This window comes from Deinococcus wulumuqiensis R12, assembly GCF_011067105.1.
GTDB lineage: Bacteria > Deinococcota > Deinococci > Deinococcales > Deinococcaceae > Deinococcus > Deinococcus wulumuqiensis.
On the sequence record NZ_CP049357.1, the window covers coordinates 1,703,010 to 1,718,068 of the forward strand.

Here is a 15,059-nt window from a genome sequence, read left to right on the forward strand (position 1 = left end):
CCCAGCATGAACCGGCCCAGCATGAACCGGCGCACCGAGACCATCCGCAGCGAGGCGCTCGAACTGGAGATTGTGCCCGATCTCGGCGCCAGCATCCTGAACCTGCGCTCGGTGTCGGGCCGCCCGGTGCTGCGTCCGGTGGCGCTGCCAGAGGTCGAAACGAGCAGCCAGTGCGCCAGCTTCACGCTGCTGCCGTTTTCCAACCGCATCCGGCACGCCCGCTTCACCTTCGGCGGCGAGGAAACGCAGCTGCGGGTGACGACGAAAGACGGCCTGACCCAGCACGGCGACGTGAGAAACCGGCCCTGGCAGGTCACGCGGGAGAGCGGCGCGCACCTGCGCTGCACCTTCGACAGCCGGGCGTTTCCCGACTTCAACTGGCCCTGGCACGTCACCGCCGAGGTCGAGTACCGCCTGCACGGGCCGCATTTCGACACCAGCGTGGTCCTGACGAACGCCGACCCCCGCCCGATGCCCGCCGGAATGGGCCTGCATCCCTATTTTCAGCGCCTTCAGGACGGGGTGGACCCGGCGCTGAGTTTCGGTGCCGCGCTGCTCTACGACACGGACGAGCGGCAATTGCCGACGGAGGCCGCCCGCCCGGTCCGGCCCGGGGAAGACTTCCGCCTGCCCGCCCCGGTGGGCACCCGCTCACCCGACGCCACGTACACGGCCTGGGACGGCGTGGCCCGCCTCGACTGGGGGAGGCGCACCCTGACGCTGACCGCCGATCCCGTGTTCTCGCATTTCGTCGTCTTTGCCGCGCCGGACGGCAGCCTCGCGCTGGAGCCGACCAGCCACGCCACCGACGCCTTCAACCTGGCGGCGCGGGGGGTGCCCGGAACCGACATGCGGGTGCTGGCCCCTGGGCAGGCGCTGGCCGGGGCGGTGCGGTTGACGCTGGACGGGGACTGGTAAGGGAGAGAGTGGAGGGTCGCAGCTTTAGCCCCGCCGCCCCCTCCTATTTCAGCTCACGGCCAGGAGCCGCCCGTCCTTGCCGCGCACCTCGAAACCGGCGCCGGGGCGGGCGGCGGCCCAGCGCAGGGCGCCGAGCAGGTCGCCCGTCTCGAAGACGATTTCGGGACCGTCCAGCGTTTCGACGACCACCCGGTAGTCACCGGCCTTGGTGGGCGGGGTCCAGCGTTCGCCCCCGTCTTCCTTGACAAAAGCTCTCGACATCCCTGCATGGTGCCCGAGCAGCGCCCGAACCGGATAGGAAGGGGCTTGCGGGATTCTCCACCCTTATACAGGACTGGACTCTTCTTCGGAGATGTCGGAAAAGCGCCGCCATCTCCTTCGCGCCGTTCAGTCCCGTATTTTCTTCTACTCATACGGATTCCGATTGAATCTGGTCGTTTCAGATTCAATCCGACTTGCAAAGCTGCTCAGCAGAGCGGATGCGAGTAGGAAAAAATACGGATTCCGCGATATGGATGCATAGGCGGCGCTTTCCCGACTGTGCAGGAATTAAGCGGAATCCGTATTACTGCCGGGTGCAGGGCTGGGCGTCCAGTGGGGTCTTGCCCACCGGCTGCGCCCGCAGGGTCAGCGTGGTTCGCGTACGCTGCCCGCCGCGCAGGTACTCGACTTCCACCCGGTCGCCCACCTTGAGCCGCTTGACCTGATCGAGCGCGGTGCCGCTGTCGGGCGTCCGCACGCCGCCGATGCTCAGAATCACGTCGCCCAGCGCAGTGAGCTGGCCCTGGCGGTCGGCCACGCACCCGCGCAATCCCGCACGGGCGGCGGCGCTGCCGGGGGTCACGCGCAGAATCACGGCGCCGGGCGGGTCGGTCAGGCCGCTGTGATTCTGGTCGAACGCGAGACCGACGAGCGCGGTCAGCGGCGACTCGCGCTTTTCCCCCGCTTGCAGGGCGCCGATGAGTTCGCCGCCGCCCGGCACCGGCACCGCGTAACTGGCCCGCGTCACCCCGTCGCCGCTGACCCGGACATAGCTCACCACGCCCAGCACCTCGCCGCGCCCGTTGAAAATCGGCCCGCCGCTGTCGCCCTGGGCCAGCGGCGCGTTCATTTCGAGCGTGCCCGCCGGAAAATCGCTGCGGCCCGCCTCGGCGTTCAGCCGCAGCAGTTCGCCGCGCCGGGGCTGCAAAAAGTCCCCGCCACTGTTGCCGATGGCGAGCACCCGTTCGCCCACCTTCGGCGGTTGGCTGGCGAGTTCCAGAAAGGGAAACGGGCCTCCCCGCGTGACCTGAAGCAGCGCCACGTCCGCCGCCTCGTCGAAGGCCGTGACCCGCGCCGGGTAGGTTTTGCCCGAAAGGGTCGTCACCTGAAACAGTTGCCCCGCCTTGACCACGTGGTACGCCGTGAGCACCCTCCCCTGCCCGCTGACGAAAAAGCCGGTGCCCAGTCCCCCGGTCCGTGTCGCCATGTTCACGCTGTCCACCCGCACCACCGCCGGGCGCAGCGCCGCGAACAGGTCGCGCTCCTCTGCGGGCAGCGCCTGCGGCAGGGGCGTGACGGCAGCGGGCGGGGTCGGCGCCTGCTCTCCCTGCGGAGACCGGGCCGGCAGCAGATAACCGGTCAGCGCCAGCAGCAGAAGCAGGGGAAACAGAACAGGAAAGCGCCGCACCCGCCGAGTCTAGGCCGGGCGCGGGCAGGGGAAGGTGCGCGGGGGTGCAGAAGGCGGAGGGCGGAGGGCGAATGGCAGAAGGCAGATGGCTGGCTCAGGCCAAAGCTTAAGCAAGCCATCTGCCATCTACCATCCGCCCCCTACGGCACGTCCTCCTCGTCCAGCACCGGCACGTCGCCCACCGGGAGCTGTACGTGCGCCACGGTGCCGCGTCCGACCTCGCTTTCCAGCCAGATGCGCCCGCCGTGCGCGTCCACGATGCCTTTGGCGATGCTCAGGCCCAGGCCCGCACCGCCCTGGTCGCGGCTGCGGCTGTCTTCCACGCGGTAAAAGCGGTCAAAGAGGCGCGAGAGGTGCTCGGGCGGAATGCCGGGGCCGTCGTCGCGCACGCTCAGGCGCACCTCACGGCCTCCCTCCTGTTCGCTGCTTTCCAGGGTGACGGTTCTGGACCCGGCCTTGAGCGCGTTGCCCACCAGATTGATGACCACCTGTCGCAGCCGGTCGGGGTCGCCCTCGAAGGCGATGTCGGGGCCTCTCGCCCGCAGCTCCGACCCCTGGCCGCTCGCCAGCGGCGCGAGTTCGCGGCTCACGTCGTCCAGAAACAGCCGCGAAAAGACGGGCGCCGGGTGCAGCGTCAGCGCCCCGCTGTCGGAGCGGGCGAGTTGCAGCAGGCTGGCGATCAGGTTGGTCAGCCGCTCGGCCTCGGACCGGATGATGTTCAGGCTTTCGCGTTCCTGCCCGCCGGGGTTGGTGCGGCGCAGCAGGTAACTGGCGTGCCCGCTGATGGCGGTGACGGGGGTGCGCAGTTCGTGGCTGGCGTCACTGGTAAAGCGGCGCTGCGCCTCGAAACTCGCCTCCAGGCGCCCCAGCATGGCGTTGAGCGAGCGGGCGAGGGCCTGCACCTCGTCGCCGGTCTGCGGCTCGGGCACGCGCTCGGTCAGGGTCTGGCCCCCGATGCGCTCGGCGGCTTGCCGCACTTCCTGCAGGGGCCGCAGCGCCCGGCCCGCCAGCACGTAGGCCAGCGTGCCCGCCAGCAGCGCCCCGAACAGCATCACGATGGCAAAGACCCGTTGCAGCCGTCCCAGCGTGTCCTCGATGCCCGCCACGCTGCGCCCCACGTAGATGATGGACAGCACCGGCAGCGGCATGAGGTCCACCGTCGCGTTGCCGAGAGACACGATGGGCCGGGGCGCGTACTGCACCGCCGCCAGCGTGACCAGCACCCGGTAGGGCACCGTCTTGTCGCTGTACGGCTCACGAATCTGCCGGGCGACGAAGATGCGGCCCGTGGGCGACTTGATCAGGTTGAGCAGCTCGGCGTCGGTCAGTTCCAGCGGAGCGAGGCGGTTGACCGTGACCGGGTAGCGGTACTTGGTGAGCTGCGAGCGCACCACCTGCAACTCCTGCACGCGGTCGGCGGGCTGCTGGGCGCTTCCCAGGCGCGTCAGAAGCTGCTGGTGGTTCACGAAGGGCAGCTTCTCGATCTGAATCGCGTCGTTGGGAAACAGGGTGCGGGCGCGGGGCAGCACGCCTTCCTTGTCGCGCTCCTGCTCGGTGGCGGGCGAGTCGAGGGCGAGTTGCGCCACCAGCTCGCTGAACTGGCTGTAGGTGTTGCGCATCCCTTCGTCGAGGCCGGTGGTCAGGCTGCTGCGCATCAGGACCAGCGCGGCGCCGTACACCGAAGCGAGCAGCAGCGCCAGCAAAGCGGCGTACAGCAGCGTCAGCCGCAGTTGCAGCGACGAGGGCCGCAGCAGCCCGCGCCGGGGCGGCGCAGACTCCGGTGCGGGGGCGGGGGGAGGCGGGCTGACCGTGGTCACGTCCGGCAGTGTACGGCGGCGGCCCCCAGCCGCGTGACAGGCACAGGAAGCCTTCTCCCAAATTGTGATGAATACAACTTAAGGACACGGCGCCGCCTTCTCATGAGAAGACTTATTACACTGCGGGTATGGAACGCAAGCCGCTCGTCCTCGTCATCGAAGACGAAAAAGATATTGCCCGCTTCATCGAGCTGGAACTGGCCGCCGAGGGCTACGCCACCGAGGTGGCCTTTGACGGCGTGACCGGCTTGTCGAAATTCCGCGAAGTGGCCCCGGACCTGGTCATTCTCGACCTGATGCTGCCGGTGCTCGACGGCCTGGAAGTCGCCCGCCGCATCCGCAAGACCAGCAACACGCCCATCATCATCCTGACCGCCAAGGACGGCATTCAGGACAAGGTGGAAGGGCTGGACTCGGGCGCCGACGACTACCTCATCAAGCCCTTTTCCATCGAGGAACTGCTGGCCCGCGTGCGTGCCCACCTGCGCCGCGTCAACCCCGCCGTGACCGGTGAAGTGCGGGTGGCCGACCTGGTGATGAACCTCGACGGGCGCGAGATTTTCCGGGGTGGGCGCCGGGTCGAGCTGTCGGCCAAAGAGTTCGAACTGCTCGAACTGCTCGCCCGCAACCCCGGCAAGGTCTTTTCGCGCTTCGAAATCGAGGAAAAGGTCTGGCCCGAGTACACGGGTGGCAGCAACGTCGTGGACGTGTACATCGGCTACCTGCGCCGCAAGCTGGAGGAAGGCGGCGAGAGACGCCTGATTCACACGGTGCGTGGCGTGGGCTACGTGCTGCGCGAGGAATGACGGGAGGTTGAACCGTCGAAACCGTCTAAAGGTCGAACCGCTAAAAGAAATCCCCTTCCACGATTCGGAAGGGGTTTTCTTTCGCCATCTGCCATTAGCCATCTGCCTTCAGCCATCTGCCATCCGCACCTACCCCAGCATCAGCGCATTGAACTCTTCCATCAGGCTTTCGCCCTCGCCCGTGGTGCGGGCCACGACCATGATGGTGTCTTCGCCCGCCAGCGTGCCCACGATGTCGTCGCGTTTCCAGCGGTCGAGCAGCAGCGCGACCCCCGAGGCGTGCCCGTCGGCGGTGCGGATGACCAGGATGTTCTCGCCCCGGTCCACGTCCTGCACGAAGCTCTGAAAAAGCCGGGCGAGCTGCTCCTCGATGTCGCTGTCGCCGCCGTACTGCGCCAGGGCGTAGCGGTGCCGCCCCTTGCCGATGGGCACCCGCACCAGCCGCAGCTCGTTGATGTCGCGGCTGACGGTGGCCTGCGTGACCTGCACGCCTTCCTTTGCCAGCAGTTTGACCAGTTCGGCCTGCGTGGACACGCTCTCGCGCAGGATGATGTCCTGAATTCGTTTCTGTCTGTGGTCCTTGCCAATTTCCTTGCCCAGCATTCTGAATATTCTATGCATATACAGAGGAAAGGGCAAATGGCTGGGGGCGGAAGGCAGATGGCAGATGGCAAAAGAGAACCCCTTCCAGGATTCGGAAGGGGACTCCTCTTGCGGTTTCGTGGTCAGGCGGTTGGAGTGGCGGCTGCTTCTGCCCCCAGCGCAGGACGGGGCATCCGCTTTTTCTCGAAGTGCCAGAAGACGCTCGGCACCACGTAGAAGGTGAGCAGGGTGCTCGTAATCACGCCGCCCAGAATCACGATGCCCAGGCCCCGGCGAAACTCGGCGCCCTCGCCGTGGCCCAGAATCAGCGGAATGGAAATCACCAGCACCGTCAGCGTGGTCATCAGGATGGGCCGGAAGCGCAGTTCGGCGGCTTCGAGCAGCGCCTCACGCAGCGGCAAGACGCGGGCACGCTCGGTGACGAATTCCAGGTACAGAATGGAGTTCTTGGTGGACAGGCCGAGCAAAATCACCATCCCCAGCACGGTAATCACGTCCAGGTTCACGCCGAACAAACTCAGCGTCCACAGCGCCCCCACGATGGCGAGCGGGATGGGCAGCAGCAGGTAAACCGGGTAACGGAACGAGTTGAACTGGCTGCCCAGCACCAGATAGGTCAGCAGCACCGCCGCGGCCATCAGAATCGGGCCGTAGAAAATCAGGTCGCCGGTCAGCCCCGCGCTGCCGAAGGAGTTGGCGTTGCCCAGGGACACGCCGCCCGCGAGCAGGCCCGCCTTCTCGACGCGCTGCTCCAGTTCCTTCTGGTACGCGAAGGGGTTGGGGCCGCCCGAGACGAGATTAATGTCGACGGTGGCAGCATAGGCCTTGTTGAAGCGCCGCAGGGTGGCGGGCGCCTGCGCGACCTCGAAGCGGCCCAGGCTGGAAAGCGGCACGTTGGCCCCCAGAGCGGGCGAGTACAGCGTCTGCGACAGGAGGCTCTGCTCGCCCGCCACCAGCGCGGGGTCGAGCCGCACCACGATGTCCACGCTGCGGTCGCCGTCACGCACCTGCCCGGCCACCGTGCCGTCGTTGTAGGTGCGCAGCGCCTGCGCCACGTCGCTGGCACTCAGGCCCGTGCCGCTCAGCCGCACCGGGTCAGGCACGAAGGTGCGCTCCTGCCGGGTGGCCGACAGGCTGCTTTCCACCGTGCGGATGTTGGGGTCGGCAGCGAGCAGGCGAACGAGAGCGCGGTTGCGTTCTTCGAGCAGCGCCTGACTCGGGGCGGTCAGCGCGAGCGAGATGTCGGCACTGCCGCCCGGTCCCACCGCCTGCCCCGCCACCAGCAGTTCGGTGCCGGGAAAGCGGGCCACGACGGGCGCGAGTTCGCGGCGGTAGCGTTCGAGCAGTTCATCCAGACCCGGACGTTCGGATCTGGGCACGAGCGTCAGCGTCAGGTCGGAGGTGTTGGCGTTGGCGCCGCCGAGCTGCCCACTGCTGCCCGACGCGGTCTGCACCAGCCTGACCTCCGGGCGGGCGAGCAGCTTGTCTTCCACCTGCCGGGTCAGTTCGTCGGTGACGGAAAGCGGCGTGCCCACGGGGAGGGTCAGGCTGACCGTCGCAATACCGCTGTCGCTGCTCGGCACGAACGCGAAGCCCAGGCCGCGCAGGGCGAGCGGGGCGCTGAGCAGAAACAGCCCCGCGATCAGCATCACCGCGCCGGGCCGCCGCAGGGCCCCCGCCAGCGAGCGGGCGTAGGCGCGGGCCACGCGGTTGACGCCGCTCAGCGTGAGGGTGTGCAGCGTCTCGGTCAACGCTTCGAGCAGGGCGTAGAGCACCGTGAGCAGGTAGCGCACGGCGGTCAGCACCACCGGCGCGAGCAGCAGGCACAGGACGCCCGCCGCCACCGCAGGCAGCCCGGCGCGGCTGAGGCCGAAATACGTCGCGGCCCCGGCCACTGCCAGCCAGAACAGGCCCCCGAACGTCCTGACACCGCTCAGCGACTCGCGGAAGGTCAGCGGCAGGCGGCGCAGCACGTTAGGCAGGTCGGCCCAGGTGACGCGCTGCGGCTCGTTCGTGTAGGCCATGCGGACGGTGAGGAACAGCAGACTTTCCAGCCAGCTCAGCACGATGGCGGCGGCGATGCCCAGGCCGAACTGCTTGAAGAACTGCCCCAGGATGCCCGGCATCAGACTGAGGGGAATCAGCACCGCCAGCAGCGAGAAACTGGCGGCGGTGACGGCGGAAAACACTTCGGAGCCGCCGAGCAGCACGCTCCGCAGCGTGGAGTAGCCCAGGTCGCGGTAGCGCTGCACGTTCTCGGCCACCACGATGGAGTCGTCCACCACGATGCCGATAGCGACGATGATGGCGAGCAGCGAGATGATGTTGAAGGTGATGCCCATCGTGCCGAAGAGCAGCGGCGCGGCGCTGATGGAAATGGGGATGGCGAGGACGACGGCAAAGACGGTGTTCAGCCGCCCCAGGAACAGCAGGCAGATCAGGCCCACCGCCGCCACCGCGATCAGGAATTCCCCGAAGGTGTCTTTCACCGTCGCCCGCGTGCTGGTGGTGGTGTCGCTGGCGAGGGTGAGCTTGTAGCCCGCCGGGAGGCGCTGCTGCTCCATCGCCGCCCTCACGTTGTCGGTCACGGCCACCGAGTTGGTGCCGCTCGCCTTGCGGACATTGAGCAGCACGGCGCTTTGCCCGTTGACGCGGGCGTAGCTGCTGGCCGCCGCGCTGGCGTCGCGCACCGTCGCCACGTCGCTCACACGCAGACCCGTCGCCGGGTCCACCACGATGCGGCCCACGTCGGCGGCGCTGCGGGGGGTGTTGCGGGTGCTGTAGGAGGTGGTCGCGCCGCCCGTATCGAGTGTCCCGGCAGGCAGGTCGAGGGCCGAGGCGCCCACGGCCCCGCTGACCCGCGCGGGCGAGAGGTCGAAGGTCTGCAGCCGCACGGGGTCGAGCAGCACCTGCACCTGCCGTTCGGGGCCGCCGCTCACGGTCACGTCGGCCACGCCCTCCACGCGCTGCAAGCGGGGCACGAGGGTGTCTTCGGCAAAGGCCGTCACCTCGCTGGGCCGCGCCGAGCCGCCGAGCAGCGCCAGCGTCACGATGGGCTGGGCGTTGGGGTCGAACTTCTGCACCACCGGAGCCTCCGCGCCGTCGGGCAGGGCGCCGCGAATGGCCGCCACCGCCTGCGACACCGAGTTGGCCGCCGAGTCGATGTCGGTGGCGTCGCTGAAGGTGATGACCACCGCCGACTGGTTGCTGACCGAGGTGGTGTTGATGTCGGTGACGCCCGAGAGGGTGCTCACGGCGTCTTCCACCCGGCGGCTGACCTCGCGGTCCACCTGGTCGGGATTGGCGCCGGGGTAGGTCGTGCTGACCGCCAGCACCGGCACCTCGAAGTTGGGCAGCAGCTCCACGCCCAGCCGGAAGGTCGACACCAGCCCCAGCAGCACCACCATGACGAAAATGCCGATGGAAAAGACGTAGTTCTTGACGCTGAAGCGCACCAGCGGGTGAATGGGCGGCTCGGGCGTGCCGTCGGGCAGCGTGCCGCCGGACCTGAACTCGGCCTCGTCGAGGTGCGTACTCATGGCTGCTCCTGCGGAGCGTCAAGGGTGGAGGGTGAAGAGTGCAGTGCAAGAGGCCATCCGCCATCGGCCATCTGCCATCTGCCTTCAGCCATCCGCCTTCTGCCTTCCGCCCCCCTCACTTCACCACCACCTTCGCCCCGTCCTGCACCCCGGCAGGCAGGGGACTGATGACCGCGTCGCCACTCTGAAGGCCCGAAACTGCCACCCGGTTGCCGCTCTCGGCCACGACCTGCACGACTTCGCGCTCGGCCCTGCCGTTTCTGGCGACATACACGGCGTTTTCGCCGCCTTCGACCTGCAAGGCTCCAGCGGGAATCAGCAGGCCGCTGCCCAGCTTGGCGCGGTAGCTGGCGCGGGCGGTGGCCCCGACGGGCAACTCCTGGCCGCCCTCGATGGTCGCGGTAATCGGCACCAGGCGGTTTTGTCCGGCGATGCCCGAACTGTCCACCACCGTCGCCACGTAGCTTTTGCCGCCGTAGGTCAGGTTGAACTTGACGCCCTCCGTCAGCGCGGCGGCGTCGGCGGTGGGCACGCCCACGCGGGCGCGGACGCTGCCGGGGTCCACCAGACGAACGACGGGGGTGCCCTGTCCGGCGAACTCGCCCACCTCGGTCAGGACGTCGGCCACCGTTCCGGCAAAGGGAGCGCGGACGGCGGTGCGGCGCAGATTTTCTTCGGCCTGGCGCACGGCGGCCTGGGCGGTGTCGAGCTGCACCTGCGAGAGCGGCACCGAGTTCTGAGCGCTGCGCCCGTTCTGGTCCAGCGCGTTGCGGGCCTGCGCGAGTTGCGACTGCGCCTGCGCGAGTTGCGAGCGGGCGGCTTGCAGGTCGGCGAGGCTGATGCCGCCAAGGTCATAGAGCTTTTCGGCGCTCTGGGCGCTTTGCTCGGCCTGGGCCAGGGCCGCCTGGGCCGAGGTCACGCTCGCCTGGAGCGCCCCCGTCGCCTGGGTGGTGGTCTGCTGGGTCTGGGTGAGGCCGATTTGCGCCTGCCGCAGTTGCAGCCGGGCATTTTCCAGCGCCTGCTGCTGCCCCGTGTCGTCGAGCTTGACCAGCACGTCTCCCCTGGCGACCGCCTCGCCCTGAGACACGGGAATGCTCTGCACGGTGCCGGAAGACTGCGTCGCCACCTGGCTGTCACGCTCGGCCTGAATGGTCGCGCTGGCGCTGCGCTGGGCGGTCAGGGTGCCGGTCTGGGCCGTCACGGTCCGGACACTGAGCGTGGTCGTCTTGGGCGGCGCGGCGTCGAGGTCGTTGGCCTTGGTTTCAGACTCGGGCGAGCAACTGGCGAGCAGGAGGGCGCTCAGCAGTAGGCCCGCGAAGGGAGCGGCCTTCTGTGGTTTCACGCCTTACTTCACCAGCCCCGTCACGTCCATCCCGCTGGCGGCCCCGAGCGCGGCCAGTGCTTGCCACAGCCCGCCCTGCGCCTGCTGCACGCCGAGGCTGGCCTGCTGCGCCTGGACCTGTGCCTGCTGCACCTCGACGGCGGCGGCGGTTCCGGCCTTGAGCCGGGCCTGGGCCTGGGTGAGCGCGGTCTGCGCGTTGGCGGCCTGCTGCCGGGCGATGTCCAGTTGCCGCGCGGCGTTTTGCGTGGCGCGGTAGGCGTCGCTGACCCCGGTTCTGCTCGCCCGCGTCGCGTCGTTCAGGGTGCGCTGGGCGTTGGCGAGGGCAATCTGGGCGTCTTGCAGGGTGCGGGCCGGGGTGTAGTCGTTGTTCGAGAGCTTGACCTGAAGCTGCGCGAGGGCCGCGCCGTTCGCCGCCTGCACCAGTCTGGGCAGGCGCTTGTCCAGCCCACTTTGCAGGGCAGCGAGCGAGACGCTGAGTTTGGGCGGCGCAGGCGGCGCGGCCAGCACCAGATTGGTCCCCGCATTCAGGCCCAGGGTGCGGGCGAGCTGCGCTTCGAGCACCGGGAGCTGGGCCTGGGCGTCGGCGAGTTCCTGACGGTTGCTGTTCAGGCTGGTCTGGGCGCGGCTCACGTCCAGTGGCGTGGCGACGCGGGCTTCGAGTCGGGCGCGGGCAATCTGCAGGTTGCGTTCGTCCAGCGCGACCTGGGCGCGGTTGAGGTTGATGCGGCCCTGCGCCTCATACGCGGCGACGTACTGACCGATGACGGTCTGCGCGGTGGAAAGTTTGCCCCCCTGCAAGGCGGCGAGCTGAGCGGCGGCGTCCTGCTCGGCCTGGGTGAGCGTGGTGACGATAGAGGTGGGGTCGGCCCGCACCGCCCGCAAGTTGGCCTGCGCCTTTTGCAGGTTGGCGCGGGCGCTGGTCACGTCGGGGCCGTTCTGGAGGGCCTGACTCACGGCACTGGCGAGGGTCAGCCGCGTCTGGGCGGCGGCGGCGGGCGAAAGGGCGAGGGTCAGCAGCAGGGCAGAAGCAATCTTTTTCATGGGCGTTCTCCGGGTGGGGTGAGCAGCAGCGGGTCGAGGTCGCCGGTGGCCTGCGCGAGGTTCAGGGCGGCGAGGGCAACCTGCGCCTCCAGGTTGGCGAGGGTCTGGCGGGCCTGCGTCAGGGCGAGTTCGGCCTGCGCGACTTCGAGGGCCGTTCCCAGCCCCGCTTCCAGCCGGGCGCGGGCGTCGTTCAGGCCCGTTTCGGCACGGGTCAGCGAGGTCCGGGCGGCGGTCAGAGCGTCGCGGGCATTTTCCAGGTCGGCAAAGCGTGAACGGACCTCCAGTTCCACGCCCTGCCGCGCACTGTCCAGGGCGAGGGCGGCCTGCTCCGTCGCCGCCTGCGCCTGCGCGGTGGCCTGCGAGCGCCCGCTGCCGAGCAGGGTGAAGGTGCCGCTGAGGTTGAGGGCGAGGCCGCTCGGCAGCGCCACTTCGCGGGTCACGGGCGCCCCGTCCGGCCCCGGCGCGGTGACTTTGGTGGTCGGTTCCGTGAGCGGGAAATTGACCTGCCCCGACACCGTGCCGGACTTCAGGCCGAAACTGCCGCCCACCGTGCGCCCGGCGCCACTGCCCGAAACCTGTCCGGCCTGCACCGAGGCGGTGAGGTCCGGCACCTTCTGGTCGCGTTCGGCGGCAGCGAGGGCCGCCTGCGCGTCGGCCAGTCCCGCCTGAGCGCGGGCAAGTTCAGGCCGCTGGGTGAGGGCGCGGGCGAGCAGGGCGTCGAGCGGCTGTTCCAGCAGCCCTGCCGGAACCAGCGTGCCGACGGGCGCGTAGTCGGCGGGATTGCCCGACAGGGTGACACTCCGGCCCAGCACCCGCGAAAGCTGCGCGGCGGCGAGGGTCAGGCCCCGGTCCGTCTGCTCGGCGGCAGCGCGGGCCTGCTCGGCGGCGGCCTGACGCTCCAGCAACGCGGCCTGCGAAATCAGGTTCTGTTCGCGCTGTTGCCCGGCGACATGCAGCAGGTTGTCGGCCAGGGCCAGTTGCGCGGCGGCGAGTTGCCGAGCAGCGGCGGCGTTGCGGGCACTCGCGTAGGCCTGAAGCGCCTGCACCGTCAGCCCGGCCCGCGCGGAGCGCAACTCGATGGCGGCGGCGCTCAGCACCCGTTCCGCGCTCCGCACTCCTTCGCGCTGCGGCGACCAGGGCAGTACCGGAAGCGCGAAAGAAGCCGTCACCGCCGGACTCAGCGCCCAGTCGCCACTGTCCCAGGGAAACTTGCTGAGGGTGGCACTGGCCCCCGCCTGCACCGTCAGGCCCGCACGGGCACGGGCGCTTTGCAGTCCCAGTTCGGCGGCGCGGTAGGTCAGGTCGGCCCCCCGCCAGCCGGGGGAGGTGCGGAGGTCACGCAAAAGTTGCGGCAGGTTCAGGGCGGCAGGCTGCGCCGCGCTGAGAGCGGGGGCCGGGGCCGGAGGGGGCGACGTCGGGGGGGGAGCGCCCTGCGCGGCGGCCACCCCAAGCACGGCAGGCAGAAGCAGAGAAAAAAGGCATCGGTGTTTCAAAAGCAACCTCAGGGGAGGAAAGAGGAGAAAGAAAGTGGCGACTCACTATTTGACCGGGAAGTCAGCTCATGGCCTCAGCCCCGGCCACAGCATGTCGAACAGCCCGCGCACGAAGCGTCCGGCGTCTATGGCCTCGCGCCCCGGTTCGCACGGCAGCAGGTGCTCGCGGTGGATGTACTGCCCGGTGGCCCCGACCACGCCCAGCGCGGCCACGTCGGAGTCGTGGGGCCGCACGCGCCCGAGCGCGGTTTCTTCCCGCAGGTAACGGGCTATGGCGTCGGCGTCGTGGCGAACAGGGTCGTCGAGGCGCCGCAGCAACGGGTTGTGCTCCGGGCTGTAGCCCCGCGCGAATACGGCGGTCAGGTGCGGAAACAGCCGCTTGGCCTCGGCAATCTGCGCCAGCGCCGCCCGTTCGAGGTTGCGCCGCACTTCGCCCTGCCCCACCTGGGCAAGCAACTCCGCGCGCCACAGGCCGTAGTCGTGCAGGCCCATCGCCGCCTCGAACAGTTCTTCTTTCGTCGAAAAGCGCTTGAACAGCGTGCCTTCCGACACCTCCGCCCGCCGCGCGATGGCCGACGTGGTGGCCGACACGCCCTGTTCCAGAAACACCTCGCGGGCCGCTTCCAGCAGCCGTTCGTCGGTAATCGTGCGGGGCCGGGCCATAAGTGAGTATAGGCTCATTAATCGCAGGTTCGACTGTAGGCGGGTTTACAAGTTCGGTTGTTGCTGGTTCCGCTGCGCTGATCGTGCGTCGCTGGCTGATGGTCGAAGCTCTGCTACCCCTCTGCGCCGTTCACTCCCGCGTTTTCTCCGGCTCACTCCATTCGTAAAGATGGACTGGCTACCCAAACTATTTTTCAAAGCGAGATTAGCCTTCCTCGGCCTGTCGCAGCCGTTCACCGCGCTCGTAAAAGTCCCAACACTCTGCCGTCCAGGTCGCGTAAATCAGGCGGCGGTTCTGGGCGTCCGCCGCTTCGAGCGCCTGCCCCAGCGCCCGGTAAAACCGGCTTCCCTGCTCCTGCATGGCGCGGGCCACCCAGTAAGGTTCGGCGGCAAGCAGTCGGGACAGGCGCGGGTCAGCGGTCATGGGAGCAGCATAGTCGGGCACTTGGCTGTCAGCGGCGCTCAGCCCACTTCTTTCGGCCCCTTCAGCCCGCTTTTGCCCTCGCGCCCGCGCAGGACGGCGGCCACGTCGGCGGGGGAAACGCCCACCTCGGCCATCGCGAACAGGGTGTGAAACAGCAGGTCGGCCACTTCGGTGGACAGTTCGGCACGGTCGGCGTTCTTGGCGGCGAGCAACACCTCGCCCGCTTCCTCGCTGATTTTTTTCAGCACCCGGTCCAGGCCCCCGGCGTGCAGCCGCGCCACGTAACTGCCTTCCGGCAGGGTGGCAAGCCGCTCGGAAATGGTGGCGTAGACGCGTTCCAGCGTGCCGTCCAGTCCGGTGTCCGGCTGCGCTGCCCCCGGCGCGTCTTCCCCCAGCAGCGGGCGGCAAAAACACGAGTATTCCCCGGTGTGGCACGCCGGGCCGGTCTGTTCCACGCGGTAGAGCAGGCTGTCGCCGTCGCAGTCGGCCTGCACGCTGAGAACGCGCTGCGTGTGGCCGCTGGTCTGGCCCTTGACCCACTGCTCCCCGCGTGAGCGGCTGTAGTACGTCGCCTCGCGGGTCTGCAAGGTGCGTTCCAGGGCGGCGCGGTCGGCATACGCCTGCATCAGCACCGTGCCGGTGCGGGCGTCCTGGGTGACGACGGGAATCAGGCCGCTCTGGTCAAAGTTGAGCTGGGAAAGGTCGGTCATGGCAAATCCTCCAGGGGAGCAAAAGTTCGGTGGG

At 68.9% G+C, this 15,059-nt stretch carries 13 protein-coding genes; 2 read left to right on the forward strand and 11 right to left on the reverse strand.

Features of this window, described 5'->3' with window-relative positions:
* Positions 1-6: 6 nt before the first annotated feature.
* Positions 7-918: an aldose 1-epimerase gene (locus G6R31_RS08335; RefSeq protein ID WP_017870673.1), complete on the forward strand. Its 912-nt coding sequence runs from the start codon at positions 7-9 to the stop codon at positions 916-918.
* A 48-nt stretch (positions 919-966) separates the two neighbouring features.
* Here the strand turns inward: G6R31_RS08335 and G6R31_RS08340 are convergent, their stop codons facing one another.
* The 3 genes from G6R31_RS08340 to G6R31_RS08350 form a co-directional block, all read right to left on the reverse strand.
* Complete coding sequence (locus G6R31_RS08340) at positions 967-1,179, reverse strand: hypothetical protein (protein ID WP_017870672.1); 213 nt, start codon at positions 1,177-1,179, stop codon at positions 967-969.
* A 304-nt stretch (positions 1,180-1,483) separates the two neighbouring features.
* A complete protein-coding gene (locus G6R31_RS08345) occupies positions 1,484-2,587 on the reverse strand; it encodes a S1C family serine protease (protein WP_017870671.1) in 1,104 nt (367 codons plus the stop codon).
* A gap of 140 nt (positions 2,588-2,727) precedes the next feature.
* Positions 2,728-4,404, reverse strand: coding sequence for a sensor histidine kinase (locus tag G6R31_RS08350; RefSeq protein ID WP_017870670.1), 1,677 nt, complete (start codon positions 4,402-4,404; stop codon positions 2,728-2,730).
* A 128-nt stretch (positions 4,405-4,532) separates the two neighbouring features.
* On the opposite strand from G6R31_RS08350, the gene G6R31_RS08355 reads away from it, so the two are divergent.
* Entirely contained in the window at positions 4,533-5,210 is a 678-nt protein-coding gene (locus tag G6R31_RS08355) for a response regulator transcription factor (protein WP_017870669.1), read from the forward strand.
* Between the two features lie 129 nt (positions 5,211-5,339).
* On the opposite strand, the gene argR is transcribed toward G6R31_RS08355, so the two are convergent.
* The 8 genes from argR to hisIE form a co-directional block, all read right to left on the reverse strand.
* Positions 5,340-5,813, reverse strand: coding sequence for an arginine repressor (gene argR / locus G6R31_RS08360; RefSeq protein ID WP_017870668.1), 474 nt, complete (start codon positions 5,811-5,813; stop codon positions 5,340-5,342).
* Between the two features lie 122 nt (positions 5,814-5,935).
* A complete protein-coding gene (locus G6R31_RS08365) occupies positions 5,936-9,352 on the reverse strand; it encodes an efflux RND transporter permease subunit (protein ID WP_017870667.1) in 3,417 nt (1,138 codons plus the stop codon).
* 115 nt (positions 9,353-9,467) lie between these two features.
* Positions 9,468-10,694 (reverse strand): efflux RND transporter periplasmic adaptor subunit, encoded by a 1,227-nt coding sequence (locus G6R31_RS08370; RefSeq protein WP_017870666.1) that lies wholly within the window; start codon positions 10,692-10,694, stop codon positions 9,468-9,470.
* 3 nt (positions 10,695-10,697) lie between these two features.
* Positions 10,698-11,735, reverse strand: a complete 1,038-nt coding sequence (locus G6R31_RS08375) for a TolC family protein (protein WP_017870665.1) — start codon at positions 11,733-11,735, stop codon at positions 10,698-10,700.
* Entirely contained in the window at positions 11,732-13,189 is a 1,458-nt protein-coding gene (locus G6R31_RS08380) for a TolC family protein (RefSeq protein ID WP_017870664.1), read from the reverse strand. Before G6R31_RS08380 ends, G6R31_RS08375 begins: the two co-directional genes overlap by 4 nt.
* A gap of 105 nt (positions 13,190-13,294) precedes the next feature.
* Positions 13,295-13,891 carry a TetR/AcrR family transcriptional regulator gene (locus G6R31_RS08385; RefSeq protein ID WP_017870663.1) on the reverse strand — a complete coding sequence of 199 codons (597 nt, stop codon included), beginning with the start codon at positions 13,889-13,891 and terminating at the stop codon, positions 13,295-13,297.
* Between the two features lie 205 nt (positions 13,892-14,096).
* Positions 14,097-14,315: a hypothetical protein gene (locus G6R31_RS08390; protein WP_017870662.1), complete on the reverse strand. Its 219-nt coding sequence runs from the start codon at positions 14,313-14,315 to the stop codon at positions 14,097-14,099.
* Between the two features lie 38 nt (positions 14,316-14,353).
* Positions 14,354-15,025: a bifunctional phosphoribosyl-AMP cyclohydrolase/phosphoribosyl-ATP diphosphatase HisIE gene (hisIE, locus tag G6R31_RS08395; protein WP_017870661.1), complete on the reverse strand. Its 672-nt coding sequence runs from the start codon at positions 15,023-15,025 to the stop codon at positions 14,354-14,356.
* Positions 15,026-15,059: the final 34 nt, after the last annotated feature.